Here is a 19,745-nt window from a genome sequence, read left to right as displayed (position 1 = left end):
AGGCAAATATCGAGACTAAAAATGCCAGCAGTAATGCTGGCATTTTTGTTTCTAGCTTGTGCTCATATCTTGGTTTTGACCTTAACTACACTCTTGAATGCGATTCCCGCCACGCTTTTTGGCTTGATACATGGCGGCATCAGAGCTGGCTAATAGCTGTTTTTCATCTATCCCATGTTGTGGATAATGGGCTATGCCTATACTGGGGAGAATATGCAGTAATTGATCCGTGATATGAAAAGCTTGGTTAAGGGCGGTAAGTATTGATTGGGCGATTTTTAAGCTGTTGTTTTCACTGCCAACATCATCGAGTAAGATCACAAATTCATCCCCTCCAAAACGCGATACCGTATCCGTCTTTCGTACGCAATGCAGAATACGTTGAGCCGTTATCTGCAGCAAGGCATCGCCGATGTGATGACCGCAGTTATCATTAACCCACTTAAATTTATCTAAATCGAGAAACAGTAACGATAAGCGGGTATTTTCTCTGTGGGCGTGCGCTAATGCGACTTGTATGCGGTCATGAAACAGGGCTCGGTTGGGTAATTGGGTTAGCTGATCGTAGAGTGCAATGTGCTTAAGCTTAGTGATCATCTGCTGCCGTTCAATTGCAGAGGCAATTTGGGTGGAAACAAACCCCATCAGCTCTTCATCTTGCTGAGTGTAAGCCGTGGTATTGATGCCGCTGTGCATCATCAAAACACCGATGATGTCTTGCTGTAATTTTAAAGGAACACCGAGCCAGCAGGCTTGACTGCGTTTTACTATGTTGCGAATTTTTACTGAATGCTCTGAAAGGGAATCAAGATTGACCAGTAAGGGGGCAGCCTTATGGATAACCTGACGACAAAATGCTGAATTGTTTGAGTCACCTTGATCTGTAGTCAAATTAATTGAATTGAGTTGCTTAAGGCTGGTGCTTTTAAGGGAATTTTTAGTCGGCTCATCAAGGTAGGGGACACTTGTGTCCGCTGTCTTAGCTGTGTCTGTGTCATACAGAAAACTTAATTCACAGGTATTAGCGTCATAGGCTGCAATGGCAAAGTGAGCTGCTGGCAGCAGTTGTTCAATAATATGGTGAATGCCTTGATAAAAGGTGGGTAAATCATCTGCCAGATGAGCGGCTTCTGAAATAGCATAAAGCGCGGCCTGGCGGCGCTCGATATTTTTGCGTCTGGTGATGTCGCGGGCGATAGCGATTCTTTGCTGATGATCTTCTGACCAGCGCGCCGACCATAAAATATCCACTATTTGGCCATCTTTACGCACGTAACGATTTTCGAAATGAGTATTTTCATGGCCTTGCATTATATTTAATGCCGCCGCTAAGGTGCGCTCTCGGTCGGCAGGAAATACCAGGTCAAGCACCTTCATGCCGATCATTTCGTCGGGCCGATAGCCAAAAATCTGTTCGGCACTGGCACTGACAAACTCAAAACGGCCAGATTTATCGACGACGCAAATGGCATCGATTAACAGATCGATAAAGCGACCCAGGTTTTGGTGTTCATCCCGGTTCACATTGAACTCCAATCGTTAAGCTTATGCCGTTCTCTTTGCGAGAGGATACACGTGCTTTTGTTTAATCAGATTAGCTTAATTCATACTCCTGCACCATGTTAGTTCACGATTAAGCACCAATATAATTGAAGGTGATCCAGAGGGAGGCGTGCCACGTATCTTCATAATAGATGTAGTTTATTGAGGGACTGAAGTGAACAAGACAATGATCAAATCTGCTAGCTCAAGCTTATCTATGCATGAGGCAGCTTGTAGCAAGAGTCACTCCCAAGCGCATAGGGATTGTCCAACTCAGTTAGCTATTTTTCCATTACCAATATTTCTTTTGCCTTCAGGTATTACCCGATTACGAATATTTGAACCTAGATATCTCACTATGATTTCAACATCAAGTGACGGTAGAGGCTTTGTGATCGCAACTTGTGATAAAGGCACTGAAGCCCAGCTGCCAAAATGGGGGGCAAGAGTGCAAGTTGTGGATTTTCACACAGACAATGGTGTGCTCGTGATTGATGTACAAGCGGTACATCTAGTGTCCTTGGGTGATACCAAGCGCCAAAATGATGGCTTACTCATCGCAGATGTCCAATACCTTGACCATTGGGCAACATTAGAGAAACCTGCAGCTGGAGGATGTTCATTAGAGATTCAAGCACATCAGCATCCCAGTGAGCAGATGAACGCTTTGGTGCATGTACTTAAGAAAATAGTTTCCCAACATAGTTTACTCAGCAATGTTTATCAAAACTTGTACTTAGCGTCGCCCCAATGGGTTTGTGCTCGCTTTTTGGAGATATTGCCATTATCTTTGAATGAGAAAGAAAAATTCATTGAACCTAGGGCCTTAGAGCATATTCAATCCTTTCTCTTTACCTTAGTTTTGGGTTCGGAGATTTATAATTGATCCTTTTGCTGTTGGCCTGCGTATCAATTCATTCAGTGCAGTTGTGGCGGGTGAGTGATGCAATACAGTGTGAGTAGCAGCATGAAAAACAGCGCGCCAAATAAGGATGGCTCAATCGAGGCTAATCTGACTGATTTACAAGTTCAAACTGAACTTTATCAGTGGCTTAGCTTGGTAAGTCATCAAAGAGACAAGCAGGCCTTCACTGAACTGTTTCAGTTTTTTGCGCCTAAAATTAAGCGTTTTGGCATGCAGCGTCTAGGCAGTAATGACAAGGCCAATGAGCTGGTGCAAGAAACCATGTCCAATGTTTGGCGCAAAGCTCACCTTTATGATGGGGAGAAAGGGGCTGCAACCACTTGGGTTTATACCGTAATGCGTAATGCTTGTTTCGATATGTTAAGGCGAATTAAAACCAGAAATGAACAGCTATTAGGTGATGATATTTGGCCTGTGGAACAAGCACTAGCAGAAAACAACCCCGAGTCAGAGACCTTTAGCGACCATTTGATGGAACAGCACATGCGTGAGCATATTAATAAGCTGCCTTCTTCACAACAAACGGTAGTGAAAGGGGTGTATTTCCAATCCCTGTCTCAAGAACAGTTAGCCCAGCAGCTTGACGTGCCACTCGGTACCATTAAATCGCGACTCAGACTTGCATTGGCAAGGCTTAAGCTGCAAATGAGAGATGAATATCATGATTAATTACCACCCGCACAAGCCAGTATTAACAAGTTTTGTTGATGGAGACTTGCCTGCATCCATTAGTATCATGATTGCCAGCCACGTGGAGCTTTGCGCCCAATGTAAAACGCAAGTTCAGCTGTTGACAGATCAAGCCGCCATGGTCCAATTCGAATCCAATGCCGAAGACTTTGATACTTCAGACATGGATTTAGATGCTTTGGCTATGATAGATACTATTACCCAAATAACGGCAGATAATCACGACTCCCTGCCTCAAACTGTGACTGAAATCGCCATTGCAGGGCAGCGGATCCCCTTACCCAGAGCCCTTAAGTCTGTGGCACTAAAACCCTGGCAAGGTCTAGGGAATTTATCCCGTGCGCGGCTCGACCTTCAAGACGATGAGCGGCGTATGAGTCTGCTGTATATCGCACCCGGTGGCAGTGTTCCCCGTCATACCCATCAAGGTTTTGAAATTACCTTGTTATTACAAGGAAGTTTTGAAGATGAAATGGGCCAGTACCACACCGGCGATTTTATCTGGCTCGATGGCAACCACACCCATCAACCTGCCACCGCAGATGGCTGCGTGTGTTTGACCGTTTCCAGTGATGCCATTCGTTTCACTCAAGGCATGAGTCAGTTGCTTAATCCCATAGGTAAATTTATTTATTAGTGTCATTGGCTAAGCGGCCGTTGATTATTAATTTTTACAACTCTTAATAAAGCGTTCGTTAAAGTGATCTTACTTCGACTTGGTAACGTATTAACTTTCTATAGATTTACCCTTTATTGACTCGATATTAATAAGGTGTTCAGCGCAGCGCCTTATTAGCTGATGCCCCCACAGAGCACTATTTAAGATAAACATAATAGGAAGCAAGGCTATGACTCCGTCATCTTGGTTACAAGGATTTATCTCTGTCTACAGTTCACTCAAGGCTGATAATTTGGCTTCACTGGGCACGATTTACCATCCAGAGGTGGAATTTATTGACCCTATGCACAAGGTGAAGGGCTTGGTGGCCTTAGAGGGCTATTTCAAGCAACTGTATCAGAGCGTCATCAGCTGTGACTTCGTTATCGAACAACTACTGGAAAGCCAAAACCAAGCTGCCATCTACTGGACCATGACACTGCGCCATAGTGCGCTGGCTGGTGGCGCTAGCATTAAAGTTGAAGGTCACTCTCAGCTACAGATGGTAGATAATCTTGTTATTTATCATAGAGATTATTTCGACCTTGGCGCTATGTTGTATGAGCAGGTGCCGCTTTTAGGTGCTGTGATTAAATACATTAAACAGCGGGCGGGCCAATAGATGCGCATCATGATAACGGGGGCGACATCGGGTATAGGTAAGGCCTTGACCTTAGCGTATGCCCAAGCTGGACACCAAATTATTGCCTGTGGCCGAAACCATGAAAAACTCAATGAGCTGGCGGCAGTGTCACCCAATATCGAAACCTTGTGTTTTGACCTTTCTGAATATGGATCTTACCCAAGCTTGTCGCCAGAACAAGTGCCACTGGACCTGCTGATGTTAAATGCCGGTGATTGTGAATACATCGATGATGCGCTGGCATTCGACGCTAAGCGTTTCGAAAAAATTATCAACATCAATTTAATTTCAGTGGCTTATTGTCTACAAGCTTGGTTGCCACAGATAAAGCCCATGGGGCGCTTGGTGTTAATCAGTTCCAGCGCTCAATTCTTACCCTTGTCCAGGGCTGAGGCTTATGGTGCATCAAAAGCGGCGCTGACTTATCTTGGTCGCACCTTGGCCATAGATTTAGCTAAGCATCAAATCCAAGTTACCTTGGTTCACCCAGGGTTTGTCGATACCCCGCTCACTAAGCGTAACCGTTTTGCCATGCCAATGCTTATCACCAGCGAGCAAGCGGCGACAAATATTATTCTCGGGCTGGAAAAGGGGCAAAGTGAGATTGCCTTCCCGAAATTATTTATATTTCTTATCAGATGTTTAGCCATATTACCCCAGGGGCTTTGGCGTAGGCTGGCCTTAAGGATGTCATCATGAAAAAAATTGCCATCATAGGCTCGGGGATCTCGGGATTAACTTGCGCATACTTACTGGATAAAGACCATGAGGTCAGTGTATTTGAGAAAAATGATTATGTCGGGGGACACACGGCCACGGTGGATGTGCATCATTTGGGTCGGGACTACGCCATAGACACAGGCTTTATCGTCTTTAATGACAGAACCTATCCCTATTTTAACCGCTTGTTGGCACTCTTGGGTATTGAAGGCCAAGATACTCAAATGAGTTTTAGTGTCCACAATCGCCAGACGGGATTTGAATATAATGGTCATGGTATCAATGCTTTGTTTGCCCAACGAAGCAATGTGTTTAGCCTTAAATTCTGGCGCTTGATTGGCGAAATACTTAAGTTTAATCGCTTATGCAAGGCCGAGTTTTATACGGGAAACATTAATCCTGAAGCCAATTTAGGTCACTTTCTGCGTCAGCATCAGTTTTCTGATTTTTTCTGTCAGCATTATATTTTGCCTATGGGGGCGGCAATCTGGTCCACCAGTTTATCTGACATGAAAAAATTTGAGCTTAAATTCTTCATCCGCTTTTTCTATCACCATGGTCTGCTCAATATTAGCGATAGGCCCCAATGGAAAGTGGTGCCTAAGGGGTCTCGCTCATACGTAGAGGTGATCTTAGCCGCGCTGACTAAGCCTGTGCAAACGAGTATCGATATCGACTCTGTCAGTCGAGGGGAGGACGGCGTGTTAATCCATTTCGAGAATGGCCAAAGCCAGCGTTTTGATGAGGTGATTTTCGCCTGTCATTCCGATGAAGCCTTGCGTTTACTCGCCGACCCCAGCCTTGATGAATCACGGATTTTAGGCGGCATACCTTATAGCCCTAATGAGGTCATACTGCACACAGACATTAGCCTATTACCCGACAGAGAGCTGGCTTGGGCCAGTTGGAATTACCGTTTAGATGACACAGTCTCACGGCCTGCAAGCGTGACCTACAACATGAATATTTTACAAAATATTGAGAGTGATACCACTTTTTGCGTCACCTTGAATCAAGGTGAAAAAATTGATCCCAACAAAGTGTTAAGGCGTTTTGTTTACCATCATCCGGTACTCAACGAAGCCAGTGTCGCCGCCCAGCAAGAGCGTGAGCTTATCTGCGGGAAAAAAGGCTGTCATTTTGTCGGTGCCTATTGGTATAGCGGATTTCATGAAGACGGCGTTCGCAGTGCCTTAGATGTGACCCGCAGATTCGGTCAAAGCCTGTGATGACTCCATCTTCTAAGGTGAAGCAGGGCGCAGCCGAGGAGCACAGTGGCATTTACCTTGGCAAGGTGCGTCATCGCCGTTTTGGTGCCATTGGTCATAGGTTTAGTTACCAGATTTACATGATGGGGCTAGATCTTGATGAACTAAACCTCGAGCACCCGCGCTGTGTTGAGACTTCGTCCAGAGGGGAAGGCCTGCCCGCCATCCTAAAACGCAGCGTCATTTTTGGTCGCCGCTGGTTTAACCCGATCCGATTTTATGAAAAAGATTACCTCAGCAGTGAACCAGGCAGCTTAAAGCAACGTATTGGCAATAAAGTGAATGCCCTAGGGGGCAAATGGCAGGCCAACGGCAGAGTCTTTTTACTGGCCCAGTGCCGTTGTATGGGGCTGTATTTTAGTCCGATAAACTTATTTTTTTGTTACGACGATAAGGATAAGTGCCAATACATGCTGGCAGAAGTCAGCAATACCCCCTGGAAGCAAAGACATTACTATTTGTTGGCCTTAGCGGATGAGATGATTTCTAAGAAAGCGTTTCATGTGTCACCTTTTATGGATTTGGACATGGATTACCACTGGCGCGTCAGCCCTCCGGACCAGCACGCCATGGTACATGTGGAAAATCATAAAGAGACTAAGGTGTTTGATGCCACCCTAGCGTTAACTAAAAGGCCAATAACGTCGGCTAATTTATTCAGAACCTGGTTATTTAGCCCTGCCATGACCCTGTCTATGTTACTGGGCATTTATTGGCAAGCATTGAAGTTATGGTTAAAACGAGTGCCCTTTATTGCCCATCCGCAGGCCAATAAGAAATCTTAATTGGATAGCGATTTTTTGGGGATACATTAACAGTGAGGTTCAGATGGAAGAGTTTGCTAAATCCACAGATAAATTTGTTCAGCAGTCTAGTGTCACAGTCTCAGTGAAGAACAATAGCTATCGCAGCCTAGTGTTGAATTTATTAGATAAAATCCAAGGTGCTAGCATAGAGCTTATCGAGCCTAACCACATTAGCATTCATGGTCAAAGAGACGCCGAACTCAGGGGGCAACTGGTTGTTCATGATACTGGTTTCTATAAAGACTTAATCACAGGTGGCAGCATAGGTGCGGCCGAGGCATTTCTTGATGGAAAATGGACGAGCCCAAATCTCACCCGCTTAGTGCAAGTGATGGCTAGAAACCAAGCTCAGCTAGATGCCTTAGAGAGTAAAATGCAGTGGTTAGCTAAATTGAAAAACCTCTTGATAAAGCGAAAAAATATCAACACGGAACAGGGTTCTAAGCGAAATATTCTAGCTCATTATGATATTGGCAATGAACTTTATGAGCGCTTTTTAGATAACAGCATGTTGTATTCTTGCGCTATTTATAACGAGCAAGCTCAGTCTTTGAGCCAAGCTCAGCAGAATAAGATGCGCACCATCTGTGAGCGCCTTGAATTGGCTGAGGGTGAACATGTATTAGAAATCGGCACAGGTTGGGGCGGCTTGGCCATTTTTATGGCGCAAGAGTATGGCTGTAAGGTTACCACCACTACGATTTCAGAGGCGCAATTTGCCTTCGCTCAACAACAGATCATTGCCTTAGGCTTAACAGACAAGATCACTTTACTGAAACAGGATTATCGTAAGCTCTCAGGGGAATACGACAAGTTGGTGTCCATCGAAATGATCGAGGCCGTGGGTCATGAATACTTAGGCGCCTTTTTTGAAACTTGTTCAGGGCTGTTAAAGCCCAGTGGCAAGATGTTAATTCAAGCCATTACCATAGCCGATAGCCGCTATGACAAGTACAGAAAAGGGGTCGACTTCATACAAAAATATATCTTCCCAGGCGGCTGCTTACCCTCAATTGCCGTGATGACAGCCCAGCTTGCAGAGCGTACCGATCTCGTGGTGCACGAAATACAAGATATTGGCCTGCATTATGCCAGAACCTTGCATGATTGGCGGTTAGCCTTCGAAGATAGCTGGGACGAGCTTAAAAGCCTTGGCTATAGCGAAGAGTTTAAACGCCTATGGCTGTTTTATTTCAGCTATTGCGAAGGGGCTTTTCGAGAGCGAGTGATAAGTACTCATCATCTTGTGGCTCGTAAGCCGCGTTTTGTAAGCAAGAATGACGCTGACATTGTCAATTATTAGCTTTGGCTCTTATCACCAATAGGCACTTGAAAGGCAAGGGATCAATATGAAACCATTTTGGCCGCTTAATCTGCTTTTATTTCAATGCGCCTGGTTTAGTGCGGCATTTTATCCGACTCAAGCACCTTGGATTATGGTCTTGCTGTTGGCACTGCATTTTTACTTCTCTCCCACGCCCAAGGCAGATGCCAAGTTGACCCTCTTAGTGCCAATTGGGATATGTGTGGATAAGTTGATGATGCACTTTGAGGTCTTCAGTGGCGGGCAAGGGATATTTCCCTTGTTTCTATTGCTCTTGTGGTGTTTTTTCATACTCAGTTTAAATCACAGCTTACTCTGGGTAACCCGGGTGAGTGTACCGATACAGATGCTATTGGGCTCCATTGGCGGGGCCAGCAGTTACTGGGCGGGCATCCAGGCTGGCGCCCTTGAAACCAGCCTTGAAACCCCTTGGTTGTTAGCCATATTAATGTGCGTATGGGCCTTATTGCTACCTTGGCTGATTTATTGTCATCAATTATTGGTAACTCGAGCGTTTAGCAATCACGCAAGTCACTAGTGGTTAACGCAGGGCGATAGCTCAAGGTTAGTCAACAGATGGAGGTGTCCTATGTATAAATACCTGTTACTGCTTGTGCTGTTTAGCTCAATGACATCAGCTACTGTGGTGGACAAGATGCATAAACTGGGGGCTGGAGAAATGAGCTTTTTGTTTTGGCGCTTGTATCGGGCAGAATTTTATAGCCTAGATAGCGGCTTATCGGCCGCGGTTAAGCGTGATGCTAAGGCGTATTTAACCCCAAGCAAAGAAACCGCTCTGCGGATTGAGTATTTCAAGCAAATTGATAAGCAAGACTTGCTCGATGCCACCGAAGATCAATGGCTGCACTTGGGCTATGATCAGGCCAGCATCCAACCTTGGCTAACTTCATTAAATGTTATTTGGCCCGATGTTGCCCCCGGTGATGTATTAACCTTGGTCATTAGCCCAGCAGGTGAGAGCCAGTTCTACCTTGGCGAACAAGCCATAGGTGGGGTAGAGGATACTGACTTTGGCGTTGCATTTTTATCGATCTGGTTATCTCAACAGACTTCTCAACCAAAACTTAGAGCACAATTGCTAGGGTTAACCTCATGAAGAAAATAATCTTATTAAGTTTTTTGTTATTACTGAGTGCCTGTGGCTCAGCCGGTTTAGATGACTATAAAAACACCTCTCCTGAATTAAAACTAGAGCAATTTTTTGAAGGTAAGCTCAAAGCCTACGGCATGGTATTCGATCGCAGTGGTAAGCTATTGCGCCGTTTTGAGGTTGACTTAATAGCCCATTGGGAGGGCGATAAAGGCGAAATAAAAGAATGGTTTGTATTCGACGATGGCGAGAAAATGACCCGGATATGGCAGCTAGTGCGTGAAACGAATAATAGTTACACAGGCACTGCCAGCGATATTCTGGGTACCGCTAGGGGCCGCACTCAGGGTTCGGCACTATTTTGGCAATACGAGATGAATATTGAGGTTGACGGCAGCACTTACCAGATAAGCTTAGATGATTGGATGTATTTAATGGACGATAAACGTTTATTTAACAAGACGGATATGACTAAATTTGGTGTTAAAGTCGGCGAAATTATTCTCTATATCGAGAAACTTGATCCCAAGTAATTTTGCCTGTGGAAAGATAAATAACAAAATGGCCAGAATCCTTAAGAGACTGGCCATTTTGTTACAGCTTGGGCACAGCAGTTACTTTTGTAACTGGGCCTTAGCCGCTTCGACTTTAGAGAAATCCAACCCAAGTTCAAGTACGGCTTCCTTGATTAATCCTGGATTTTGCATCACTAAGGCCATCAATTGCTGTAGTTTTTCCGCGGGGATCCCTAACTGAGTAATAGCATTCATCGCCATTAGTGGATTTTCAGTCAGGGTTTGAAATAGCTGATTAATGCTAGCGTCGCTGACATTGTGTTCTTTTAAGATGGCAATAATCGGGTTCATTGCAATACCTTGTTTGGTTATGGTGATGGTTAAAATAACGCAGAAGCCAATTCTACCACATTAGCGGTATTGGACCGCCATGGGTATAATACCAATCGTATTAATTATTTGGTCATTCAGCGGGAATTCAAAGGAGATTAATCAAGGCACAGGCTTGAAGGCATAGTGGTGCTATGTCAAAAGTCTTCAACGCAGAGAAATCCCCTTTGAAACCCGCCCCTTGGGAGCGTCTCAAGCGTTCCACTTCATCGTTGCATTCCTGTGTAAGAATGAGGTTTGAAAGGGAATAACCCTTACTGCATTAATGCGCCTTGAATTGAAAAGCTTGAGGCGCTCTGATAGATCACATAATTAATGTGATTGGTATAAGCCCTTCTCGTGAACCGTGTTCGGCTTTGAGGCGGGCAAGATAGTCTTGCCACAGCTGTGTTTGTTGGCTGCCAAGACGATAGAGCACTTCCCAGCTGTAAATGCCTGTGTCGTGTCCATCATCGAATACGAGTTTTACCGCGTAATTCCCCACGGCTTCTATGGCCTTGATATTGACGTTTTTCTTATGAGTGACCAACACTGGGCTGCCATGTTGCTGCACTTCTGCCGACGGGGAGTAGACCCTAAGTAACTCACAACTTATGTCAAAGCTTTGATTGTCATCAAAATTGACCTGAAGCAACCTAGATTGGCGCTTAAATTTAAGGCCAACCACCTTAGGAATGTGTGTATTCACGCTGGGCTCACTGGTTAGTGTGGCATTATTAACTCATTATAGAAAAAGCAAAGCGATTTTATGCCACTTTGCTTTACCCAATGTACTCTGCTTGTTGTCATATTCTGCTAGAACCTAGAACCTAGAACCTAGAACCTAGAACCTAGAACCTAGAACCTAGAACCTAGAACCTAGAACCTAGAACCTAGCATTACAGAATAAAGCGGCTCAAGTCTTCATCTTGCACTAAGGTATCTAAATGCTCGGTGACATAGTCAGCATCGATAACAAAAGCACTGCCGGACTTATCTGAGGCATCGAAAGAGATGTCTTCCATCAGCTTTTCCATCACGGTATGCAAACGGCGGGCACCAATGTTTTCGGTGCGCTCATTCACTTGCCAGGCGGCTTCTGCAAGCTTGTCTATCCCCGACTCAAGGAAGGAGATGGTTACGCCTTCAGTGGCCATTAGTGCAATATATTGCTCGGTTAATGAGGCATTTGGTTCGGTTAAAATGCGTTTAAAGTCATTGGCGGTTAAAGGGTCTAACTCCACGCGAATGGGCAGACGGCCTTGTAACTCAGGAATCAAATCCGAGGGTTTTGACATCTGGAATGCACCAGAGGCGATAAACAGAATATGGTCGGTTTTCACCATGCCGTGTTTCGTGCTTACCGTACAGCCTTCAACCAATGGCAGTAGATCACGTTGCACCCCTTCACGGGATACGTCTGGTCCCGAAGTTTCGCCGCGCTTACAAATTTTGTCGATTTCATCTAAGAAGACGATGCCGTTTTGTTCAACCAGATCTATGGCCTGCTCTTTAAGATCTTCTTGATTCACAAGCTTTGCCGCTTCATCTTCAATCAGTTGTTTAAAGGCATCTTTAATTTTAAGTTTCTTACGCTTAGAAGTGCTCTGACCTAGGTTTTGGAATAACCCTTGCAACTGATTGGTCATTTCTTCCATGCCAGGAGGCGCCATGATTTCAACGCCAATCTGCGGCGCGGCGATATCGATGTCGATTTCTTTATCGTCTAGCTGACCTTCACGGAGTTTCTTGCGAAAAATCTGTCTAGTGCCTGAATCGTCTTTCTTTTCGCTGTCCCAGTCTTCTTTGGCTTTAGGCAAGAGGGCATCTAAGATGCGCTCTTCGGCCAATTCTTCGGCGCGAAAACGGCATTTTTTCATCTGCTGCTCGCGGGTCATCTTTACTGCAGAGTCGGTGAGATCGCGAATGATCTGTTCGACTTCTTTGCCCACGTAGCCCACTTCGGTAAATTTAGTGGCTTCAACCTTGATAAAAGGTGCGTTAGCAAGCTTGGCGAGACGACGGGCAATTTCCGTCTTACCCACACCAGTTGGGCCTATCATAAGGATATTTTTCGGGGTGACTTCTTGGCGTAAATCAGGGGCTAGCTGCATTCTGCGCCAGCGATTACGCAGCGCCACAGCAACCGCTCGTTTGGCCTTATTTTGGCCTATGATATGGGCATCGAGCTCGTGGACGATTTCCCTAGGTGTCATCTCAGACATAAGTATTCCTCTGGCTCGACTTAATAATCAAGCTGTTCGATGGTTTTGAATTGGTTAGTGAAAACGCAAATATCGCCTGCGATAGTCAACGACTTATCGGCAATCTCTTGCGCGCTTAATTCGGTGTTTTGCAATAACGCCAGTGCCGCGGCTTGGGCATAATTACCGCCTGAACCTATGGCAATAAGATCGTGTTCTGGCTGCACCACATCGCCATTACCTGTGATGATAAGCGAGGCTTCAGTGTCGGCAACCACTAGCATGGCTTCGAGCTTGCGCAGCATCTTGTCGGTGCGCCAATCTTTGGCCAGTTCCACCGCCGATTTCAGTAAATGGCCTTGATGCATTTCAAGCTTAGCTTCGAAGCGCTCGAACAGAGTGAATGCATCTGCGGTACCGCCAGCGAAACCTGCCAATACCTTATTGTGGTACAGACGGCGCACTTTACGGGCATTGCCTTTCATTACCGTGTTGCCAAGGGAGACTTGGCCATCACCTGCGATGACGACTTGGTTATTGCGGCGTACTGATACGATAGTGGTCACGTTAATTCCTCTTAGGTAAACATCAACGGCTCAAGCATTTGAACATCAGGCTTAAAAAAGTCAGCCGTTGCAGCTAGGTAAAGTTGGTAGATAACACAGATATGGGGATGACAGGCTAAAAAACAAGAGTGGCGGCGACTCTTTTCCAGTAACAATATGTCTCTATGGGTTTGGGGCAGTCTCCCTGCTGCCCTGACACCTTCCCATTAGCAGCAGCGTTGCCATTTAGGTATAAAAGTCAGCATGCTCCTGCATGTGGATGATGACTAAGTGCTGACAAGTTTTTGCTCCAAAGTGTGTTAGCAAGATGTCAAAACTTCGTTTGGATTAACGTCGTGGGGAGTTGGTGCAACCTGTTAATGTACTGTTAAGGTTAACATAGGCGTAGGTTTAGACTTTAAGAGCTAACAGGTTACGCTAATGCTACAAAGGTGAGCTATGAGTTTTTGCGAGACGACCGTCTGCCCCATGGACGGGGCAGTCGAGCATACAGGGACCACTCTTGTTAAAATCAAAAGTGCTGCGTGTCGAAGAGCGAAAGCCATAGTAAGCCTGTATGTTAGAGTTAACTTGTTTTTTGCCCCAAAGCTTGTTTGCAAGATGTCCAAACTTCGTTTGGATCAAAGTCGCAGGGTTCCACTCTGCACTGGCCAAGAGGGGAAAACAACAGCATTCTCCCCTCTTGGAACACCCCTGTGCCGCCCGCGAAGTTGTTGATCCTCATCCGACGAAGAAAATACCTAACGGCTCGACGGCACATCCCTGTGCCCAACGAGCCTTAACCATCATCCCTGATGGTTGCACGGTATTTTAATCGTCGTATTTCGGCAACTTCGAGGGGAGTTGGTGCAGTCTTTGACTGTACTGTTAAAAGTGAACATAGGAATGGTTCTGGATTTTAAAAATTAGAAGGTTACATTCAAATTTATGAGGTGAGCCATGAGTGTTTGCGAGGCGACCGTCTGAGACAGGACGTCGAAGCGAGCTACAGGGATGATGGGATGGACACCTCTTGTTAAATCGGCGTCATTTGCGCCATATTGAATTTGTGCGTTCAATAACTAACAAAAGGTGTCCAATATGAAAGTTACACTAATAGGAATTGATTTAGCAAAAAATGTCTTCCAAGTTTGTGGTATTAACCAAGCAGGGAAGTCGGTTTTCAACCGAGCTCTAAAGCGCTCACAATTGATGGCTTTTCTGTTTAAATACCCCGATAGCATCATTGCTATGGAAGCTTGTAGTGGCTCGAACTATTGGGGGCGAGAGCTGTTAACTAAAGGCTTCGAAGTTCGCCTCATACCACCACAGCATGTGAAACCTTTTGTTAAAGGCAATAAGAATGATCGAAATGATGCATTTGCCATATGTGAGGCAGCATTAAGACCTAATCTCACTTTTGTGCAGCCCAGAACGCTTGAGCAAACTGATATGATCCTAGCTCATCGGATCCGTGAGCGGAATGTAGAGAATCGTACATCTTTAATAAACCAAATAAGAGGATTATTAAATGAATACGGCGTAGTTATCGCCCAAGGTAAAGAGCGGCTAAAACTGGCGATACCAGAGCTCTTAGAAAATGCTGACAGCGGTTTAACTGAAATCGCCAGACAACATTTTCAAGCTCTTTTAGAAGAGTGGAAGCAAGTGGATAGAACCATTAAAAACTTAGAAAAAAATATCAAAAGCCAAGCTAAATTGAATCATCAGACCAATCGGTTAATGGGCATAAAAGGTGTTGCAGAAATTACAGCAACAGCTGCGGTCGCCTTTGCTGGCAACGGTGCGCAATATCATAATGGTCGTCACTTTGCTGCTAATTTGGGACTTGTTCCAAGAGAGTACTCAAGTGGCGGTAAGCAAAAACTAGGCAAAATAACTAAGCGTGGAAATAACTACCTAAGGCGGCTTCTTGTCCAGGGAGCTTGGTCAATCATACGTTATGTCGGAAATAGCACTGACCGTATGTCAGTGTGGGCGAAAAAGTTGATTGAGCGTCGAGGTAAGCACAAGGCCGCTGTTGCCGTAGCCAATAAACTAGCACGAATAATTTGGTCAATGTTGTACAACCAAACAGAATACAGAGCTAATTAGAAAGAGTTTAGTAATAACACATCCAACGATGCGATGAAGTGTAATGAAGTAACAGGTAAAACCGGCCTTTGCCAATGCTGAGAAAGTACACGGGAGCGTATAAACCCGTAGGGACGATAAGCTACAAAGGCGCGGTACTCATTAGGGCCAGAGAATAATACTTTCTCATAAACAGGCCGGATATACGTATGCAGTTTTACCCACTGTTGCTCAATAATATCGCTTGAATTAAGTGAGGTGTCCATATAGGTATTTACGTGTGTCGATGAGTAAATTACACTCCTGCGATATCTGCTTTCTAGCAACAAACTCTCACAATCGCACTTGAGCACATGTCGAAACTGGATTATGTTATTGTTCTACAATGGCTGACCAGATTTTTGTTTGATTTTTGTTTTACTGATATTTTTAATACTAGCAGTGTAGCTTAGGCACAAAGGTAATGAAGATGGCATCATTCGAAACAGAGAGTGCAAGACGATTCCTAACAGAATTTGAGCAAATCTTATCCAATCCCAAATTGCATTTTTTTTACTGTGAATGGAAGTTACTTCTTGCTATTCGCGAGAGACGTTTTATGTGGGCTGCAATATCTGAAAATGTTCATCAGTATCCGCATTTTTATAAGGCATATTTGGCAATCAAAGGTTCGATTGTTCTTCCTTATGATAAACTTTTTCCAGTATCCCTACAAAATTGGATTAATGATGCTTCTAGGCTTTGCCTTAATGTTTTACTTGATGGAAGCAAAGCGAATATTGATGCGCTGATAATGCACATAGACAGCGGCGGCCATTATGAAGAATGCGTACCAAACTACTATAAACTTTGCGTGAAGGGCTTTAGAAAGGTAAGCAACATTTGCTCAAAGTATCCATTAGGTTCTCAAGAGATAAAAGATGTTGTCGACAATGCTGCCTCAATATTTGCTACTGGAGGTCATTCGGATGCGAGCCGTCTTAATAAAATACTTAGTATTAACATTGATAAGTACGGTTCAAATGCCATAAAAATACTTCACCTTGTTCAAGAAAAAGAGGGCAAACAACTCGAGTTCAAGTCATCATTTAATTATGATGTTAACAATGATGAGCGCAGTAAAGTACTAAAATATCAATGCACTAAGACAATTTCAGCCTTTTTGAATTCAAAAGGTGGAACCTTACTTGTAGGTGTTGATGATAATGGGAAAATACTTGGATTAGAAAAGGACTTATCATATGTAGGCTATAATCAAGACAAATTCGTCCTTAAATTCAAAGATACTGTTAAAGCCGCTTTAGGTGCAAAGATTTCTAATTTGGTTGAATGGTCTCTTGAAGAAGTTGGTAGAAATTTGTTTGTTCTAATTGTAGAAGTAAAACCCTCTCCATTTCCCGTTTTACATAATGAGAAAGAATTCTTCATAAGGTTCAACCCTTCAAGTGATCGCATATTAGACAATAAAGACTATCAAAGATATGTACAAACTAGATTCAAGGATCTAAGCGCATAACAATGAAAATTGTTAATTTAAAGTTCATTTGTTCATAGTTAATATTATCAACCGAAGCAAGAAACATAGGTCAAACAATGGGATTTTTCCATACTTTTAGTAATCCCAAACTCACGAATTAGAGCTAAAAATCTAACAAGGTTTTGTCTACAAATGAGTTTGGCTTGAGTTCTGGAAATATAGCCCGATTGCAAAGATAGGCTGTAATCTTTTAAGGCTAATGGGCCCACAAAAACTGAAAAGGTGAACCATGGCGAGCTTTGTTCGGCGGGGTATCAGGGTGAATGAACGGCCTTGTTTGCTTAAGCGGCTATTTACCTAGCATAAAAATTACCCAGCATAAAAAACGCTAACCTGAGGTTAGCGCTTTTGGGTTTTAGCTTGGGCGTTTTTTGTTTTAGCTGTTAGCCTCGCGGCGGTTTTCCAGCGACTGTCTACTGCCACAGCCAGATTTGGCAGCCGTTGATTTTGGCGTTTTGCAGCGTGTGCTTGTTGCGTTCGGCGGCGCGCTTATTGTCGTAGGGGCCTAAGATCACTTTATACCAAATGCCGTTAGTGCCTGAAGACTTACGCACTTCGGCATTGATGCCTTGGAAGGCGATCATGGCTTTCATTTGATTGGCCTGAGACTCTTGCCTGAATGAGCCGCACTGCATCTGATAAGGCCCTGCTGACACCATGGCGTCGGCGGGGATATCCACCTCGACACTCTTGTTTTCAAGCTCTTTAAGATAAGTCCATTCCTCTGTCGGCTTAGGCGGCAGGGCATTGGGGTCTTTCTTAGGTTTGGCTTTTTCTGTGATTTTTTCTGTGGTTTTAGTTTGGGCCGCGCTCGCTTTTGGGGCTTTAGTGGCTGCAGGCGTATCACCCGCGCTGCCATTGATGCTCCAAAGAAAATAACCAAAGCCAGCTAGCAGCAGTATTACCAAGACTAACGGCACAAAGGGCACATTTGCCCCTTGAGTTGACTTTTTCTTAGACTGGCGCGCTTTGGCGCCACCGGGTTTGCGGTTTGCGTAGTCGCGGCTCATGGTTACATCCGCTCTAAGGTTTCAATACCAAGGAGTGAAAGTCCCTTGTTAAGGGTGTTGGCCGTGAGTTTTGCCAGCAATAAACGGCTGCCTTGTTGTGCTGGGGTATCGGCTGCCAGTACTGGGCAGGCTTCGTAGAAACTTGAGAAGGCGCCTGCTAACTCATACAAATAGTTACACAGCATATTCGGCTGCGCCTTGTCGGTCATCTTGTACAGTGTCTCACCAAATTGGGCGAGCTTGGTGGCCAGCTCCTTTTCCTTATCGTGCTCTAACACTATCTTGGCATCAGTTAAATCTATGTCTTCGGCGCGCTTGAAAATGCCCGCGACGCGAGTGTAAGCGTACAGCAAGTAAGGCGCGGTATTGCCTTCAAAGCTTAGCATTTGCTCGAAACTGAAGATGTAATCACTGGTGCGGTTCTTCGACAAATCAGCGTATTTCACTGAGCTTATGCCGACCACGCGGGCGATTTCAGTCAAGGTGGCTTCATCCATGTCTGGATTCTTGCTGCGCACTAGCTCTAAGGCGCGATTGTTGGCTTCATCGAGTAAGTCGACTAACTTAACCACACCACCAGAGCGAGTCTTAAACGGACGACCATCTTCACCGTTCATGGTGCCAAAACCATTGTGCTCTAACTGCATGTCTTTACGTACAAATTTTGCCAGTTTTGCCAGGCTAAATACTTGTTGGAAATGCAATGCTTGGCGTAAATCCACAAAGTACAAGGCGCGATCGGCTTTCAGTACTTTAGAGCGGTAACGCATAGCCGCTAAATCTGAAGTGGCATACAAGTAGCCGCCATCGGCCTTTTGAATAATGACAGGCAGTGGCTCGCCTTCCTTGGTGCGAAACGCTTCTTGGAACACCACTTTGGCGCCATTACTCTCGCTGAGTAAGCCTTTGGCATCTAAATCTTTAACCACTTGCTCAAGATCGGCATTGTAGGCACTTTCACCGTGAACATCGGCGCGGGTTAAGCTCACCCCTAAACGCTCGTAAACGTCATGGCAATGGCTGAGGGAAATGTCGTTAAATTCTTGCCACAGTTTATTGCAATATTCATCACCGGATTGCAGGGCAACCACGAGTTGACGTGCACGGGTGGCAAAGTCAGTGGACTCATCGAAACGCAATTTGGCGGCGCGATAAAAGGTTTCCAAATCGGATAATTCTAATTGGGCTTGTTCGCCATTGGCGGCGCGCAGCTCTTCCATGTAGGCCAGCAGCATACCAAACTGGGTGCCCCAGTCACCCACGTGGTTTTGACGTATGACCTTGTGACCTAAAAATTCTAAGGCGCGCACCACACTGTCACCGATAATGGTGGAGCGTAAATGGCCGACGTGCATTTCCTTGGCAAGGTTTGGCGAGGAATAATCTACCACTATGGTTTGTGGCTCGGGCAAGGTGATGCCAAAATGTTCGTCGTTGAGGGCTTGCTCTAACTGCGTGGCTAAGGCGTTGTCATCGATGAAAAAGTTAATAAAACCTGGGCCGGCAATTTCAACCTTGGCCACGTGTGACGAAGGCGGCAAATTGTCTATGATAAGCTGCGCCAGTTCCCGGGGATTTTTACCGGCAACCTTGGTGAGCATCATGGCTAAATTAGTGGCTAGATCCCCATGGGTTTTATCTTTAGTGCGATCGACCTGGATGCGAGCTTGAAAATCGGCTGGCACAATACCTTGATTTTTAAAGGATTCGATAGTTTGTTCTAATAAAGATTCAATATGTGATTTCATGGGCGTTTGTTAGCACTAACTTATTAAAGGAATGAT

20 protein-coding genes are annotated in these 19,745 nt (G+C 44.9%); 13 read left to right on the top strand and 7 right to left on the bottom strand.

Annotation, left to right across the window (positions count from 1 at the left end):
* Positions 1-81 precede the first annotated feature (81 nt).
* Entirely contained in the window at positions 82-1,524 is a 1,443-nt protein-coding gene (locus SDEN_RS17535; RefSeq protein WP_011497794.1) for a diguanylate cyclase domain-containing protein, read from the bottom strand.
* Positions 1,525-1,729: 205 nt separating this feature from the next.
* Between SDEN_RS17535 and SDEN_RS17530 the strand changes: the two genes are divergently transcribed.
* From SDEN_RS17530 to SDEN_RS17480, 11 genes are all read left to right on the top strand, one after another.
* Positions 1,730-2,428, top strand: a complete 699-nt coding sequence (locus SDEN_RS17530; protein ID WP_011497793.1) for an LON peptidase substrate-binding domain-containing protein — start codon at positions 1,730-1,732, stop codon at positions 2,426-2,428.
* A 57-nt stretch (positions 2,429-2,485) separates the two neighbouring features.
* Positions 2,486-3,136, top strand: a complete 651-nt coding sequence (locus SDEN_RS17525) for a sigma-70 family RNA polymerase sigma factor (protein ID WP_232279984.1) — start codon at positions 2,486-2,488, stop codon at positions 3,134-3,136.
* Positions 3,129-3,794, top strand: coding sequence for a ChrR family anti-sigma-E factor (locus SDEN_RS17520; RefSeq protein WP_041405882.1), 666 nt, complete (start codon positions 3,129-3,131; stop codon positions 3,792-3,794). Before SDEN_RS17525 ends, SDEN_RS17520 begins: the two co-directional genes overlap by 8 nt.
* A gap of 211 nt (positions 3,795-4,005) precedes the next feature.
* Positions 4,006-4,437, top strand: coding sequence for a nuclear transport factor 2 family protein (locus SDEN_RS17515; RefSeq protein ID WP_011497790.1), 432 nt, complete (start codon positions 4,006-4,008; stop codon positions 4,435-4,437).
* Positions 4,438-5,157 carry an SDR family NAD(P)-dependent oxidoreductase gene (locus tag SDEN_RS17510; protein WP_011497789.1) on the top strand — a complete coding sequence of 240 codons (720 nt, stop codon included), beginning with the start codon at positions 4,438-4,440 and terminating at the stop codon, positions 5,155-5,157.
* Entirely contained in the window at positions 5,154-6,407 is a 1,254-nt protein-coding gene (locus SDEN_RS17505; RefSeq protein ID WP_011497788.1) for an NAD(P)/FAD-dependent oxidoreductase, read from the top strand. The genes SDEN_RS17510 and SDEN_RS17505 overlap by 4 nt, the downstream gene beginning before the upstream one ends.
* Positions 6,407-7,231 carry a DUF1365 domain-containing protein gene (locus SDEN_RS17500; RefSeq protein WP_011497787.1) on the top strand — a complete coding sequence of 275 codons (825 nt, stop codon included), beginning with the start codon at positions 6,407-6,409 and terminating at the stop codon, positions 7,229-7,231. Before SDEN_RS17505 ends, SDEN_RS17500 begins: the two co-directional genes overlap by 1 nt.
* A gap of 43 nt (positions 7,232-7,274) precedes the next feature.
* A complete protein-coding gene (locus SDEN_RS17495) occupies positions 7,275-8,555 on the top strand; it encodes an SAM-dependent methyltransferase (protein WP_011497786.1) in 1,281 nt (426 codons plus the stop codon).
* 46 nt (positions 8,556-8,601) lie between these two features.
* The gene (locus SDEN_RS17490; RefSeq protein ID WP_011497785.1) at positions 8,602-9,114 is read left to right on the top strand and encodes a DUF2878 domain-containing protein; all 513 of its coding nucleotides are present in this window, start codon (positions 8,602-8,604) and stop codon (positions 9,112-9,114) included.
* A gap of 51 nt (positions 9,115-9,165) precedes the next feature.
* Positions 9,166-9,693 carry a chalcone isomerase family protein gene (locus SDEN_RS17485; RefSeq protein ID WP_011497784.1) on the top strand — a complete coding sequence of 176 codons (528 nt, stop codon included), beginning with the start codon at positions 9,166-9,168 and terminating at the stop codon, positions 9,691-9,693.
* Positions 9,690-10,220 carry a DUF3833 domain-containing protein gene (locus SDEN_RS17480; RefSeq protein ID WP_011497783.1) on the top strand — a complete coding sequence of 177 codons (531 nt, stop codon included), beginning with the start codon at positions 9,690-9,692 and terminating at the stop codon, positions 10,218-10,220. Before SDEN_RS17485 ends, SDEN_RS17480 begins: the two co-directional genes overlap by 4 nt.
* A gap of 81 nt (positions 10,221-10,301) precedes the next feature.
* Here the strand turns inward: SDEN_RS17480 and SDEN_RS17475 are convergent, their stop codons facing one another.
* The 4 genes from SDEN_RS17475 to hslV all read right to left on the bottom strand — a co-directional run bounded on the left by SDEN_RS17475 (position 10,302) and on the right by hslV (position 13,341).
* Entirely contained in the window at positions 10,302-10,553 is a 252-nt protein-coding gene (locus tag SDEN_RS17475; RefSeq protein ID WP_011497782.1) for a DUF2999 family protein, read from the bottom strand.
* Between the two features lie 343 nt (positions 10,554-10,896).
* Positions 10,897-11,280 (bottom strand): gamma-butyrobetaine hydroxylase-like domain-containing protein, encoded by a 384-nt coding sequence (locus SDEN_RS17470; RefSeq protein WP_011497781.1) that lies wholly within the window; start codon positions 11,278-11,280, stop codon positions 10,897-10,899.
* A gap of 190 nt (positions 11,281-11,470) precedes the next feature.
* The gene (gene hslU / locus SDEN_RS17465; protein ID WP_011497780.1) at positions 11,471-12,796 is read right to left on the bottom strand and encodes an HslU--HslV peptidase ATPase subunit; all 1,326 of its coding nucleotides are present in this window, start codon (positions 12,794-12,796) and stop codon (positions 11,471-11,473) included.
* 20 nt (positions 12,797-12,816) lie between these two features.
* Complete coding sequence (gene hslV / locus SDEN_RS17460) at positions 12,817-13,341, bottom strand: ATP-dependent protease subunit HslV (RefSeq protein ID WP_011497779.1); 525 nt, start codon at positions 13,339-13,341, stop codon at positions 12,817-12,819.
* 1,080 nt (positions 13,342-14,421) lie between these two features.
* Here hslV and SDEN_RS17455 point away from each other — a divergent pair.
* Positions 14,422-15,435: an IS110-like element ISSde14 family transposase gene (locus SDEN_RS17455; protein WP_011497235.1), complete on the top strand. Its 1,014-nt coding sequence runs from the start codon at positions 14,422-14,424 to the stop codon at positions 15,433-15,435.
* A gap of 448 nt (positions 15,436-15,883) precedes the next feature.
* Positions 15,884-16,930, top strand: a complete 1,047-nt coding sequence (locus SDEN_RS17450) for an AlbA family DNA-binding domain-containing protein (protein WP_011497778.1) — start codon at positions 15,884-15,886, stop codon at positions 16,928-16,930.
* A gap of 434 nt (positions 16,931-17,364) precedes the next feature.
* On the opposite strand, the gene SDEN_RS17445 is transcribed toward SDEN_RS17450, so the two are convergent.
* Positions 17,365-17,961 (bottom strand): SPOR domain-containing protein, encoded by a 597-nt coding sequence (locus SDEN_RS17445; protein ID WP_011497777.1) that lies wholly within the window; start codon positions 17,959-17,961, stop codon positions 17,365-17,367.
* A 2-nt stretch (positions 17,962-17,963) separates the two neighbouring features.
* Entirely contained in the window at positions 17,964-19,709 is a 1,746-nt protein-coding gene (gene argS, locus SDEN_RS17440) for an arginine--tRNA ligase (protein WP_011497776.1), read from the bottom strand.
* Between the last annotated feature and the right edge of the window lie 36 nt (positions 19,710-19,745).

It is taken from the genome of Shewanella denitrificans OS217 (assembly GCF_000013765.1).
Taxonomy (GTDB): domain Bacteria; phylum Pseudomonadota; class Gammaproteobacteria; order Enterobacterales; family Shewanellaceae; genus Shewanella; species Shewanella denitrificans.
Note: the sequence above shows the minus strand (reverse complement) of the source record. Positions and strands in the feature narration are given on the sequence as shown.

Coding starts and splice junctions, on each gene's coding strand:
- SDEN_RS17525 (WP_232279984.1), top strand. CDS start 2,486: ATGCAATACAGTGTGAGTAGCAGCATGAAAAACAGCGCGCCAAATAAG.
- argS (WP_011497776.1), bottom strand. CDS start 19,709: ATGAAATCACATATTGAATCTTTATTAGAACAAACTATCGAATCCTTT.
- SDEN_RS17445 (WP_011497777.1), bottom strand. CDS start 17,961: ATGAGCCGCGACTACGCAAACCGCAAACCCGGTGGCGCCAAAGCGCGC.
- SDEN_RS17510 (WP_011497789.1), top strand. CDS start 4,438: ATGCGCATCATGATAACGGGGGCGACATCGGGTATAGGTAAGGCCTTG.
- SDEN_RS17480 (WP_011497783.1), top strand. CDS start 9,690: ATGAAGAAAATAATCTTATTAAGTTTTTTGTTATTACTGAGTGCCTGT.
- SDEN_RS17475 (WP_011497782.1), bottom strand. CDS start 10,553: ATGAACCCGATTATTGCCATCTTAAAAGAACACAATGTCAGCGACGCT.
- SDEN_RS17530 (WP_011497793.1), top strand. CDS start 1,730: ATGATCAAATCTGCTAGCTCAAGCTTATCTATGCATGAGGCAGCTTGT.
- SDEN_RS17505 (WP_011497788.1), top strand. CDS start 5,154: ATGAAAAAAATTGCCATCATAGGCTCGGGGATCTCGGGATTAACTTGC.
- SDEN_RS17485 (WP_011497784.1), top strand. CDS start 9,166: ATGTATAAATACCTGTTACTGCTTGTGCTGTTTAGCTCAATGACATCA.
- SDEN_RS17490 (WP_011497785.1), top strand. CDS start 8,602: ATGAAACCATTTTGGCCGCTTAATCTGCTTTTATTTCAATGCGCCTGG.
- SDEN_RS17495 (WP_011497786.1), top strand. CDS start 7,275: ATGGAAGAGTTTGCTAAATCCACAGATAAATTTGTTCAGCAGTCTAGT.
- SDEN_RS17450 (WP_011497778.1), top strand. CDS start 15,884: ATGGCATCATTCGAAACAGAGAGTGCAAGACGATTCCTAACAGAATTT.
- SDEN_RS17455 (WP_011497235.1), top strand. CDS start 14,422: ATGAAAGTTACACTAATAGGAATTGATTTAGCAAAAAATGTCTTCCAA.
- SDEN_RS17500 (WP_011497787.1), top strand. CDS start 6,407: ATGACTCCATCTTCTAAGGTGAAGCAGGGCGCAGCCGAGGAGCACAGT.
- SDEN_RS17520 (WP_041405882.1), top strand. CDS start 3,129: ATGATTAATTACCACCCGCACAAGCCAGTATTAACAAGTTTTGTTGAT.
- hslU (WP_011497780.1), bottom strand. CDS start 12,796: ATGTCTGAGATGACACCTAGGGAAATCGTCCACGAGCTCGATGCCCAT.
- SDEN_RS17515 (WP_011497790.1), top strand. CDS start 4,006: ATGACTCCGTCATCTTGGTTACAAGGATTTATCTCTGTCTACAGTTCA.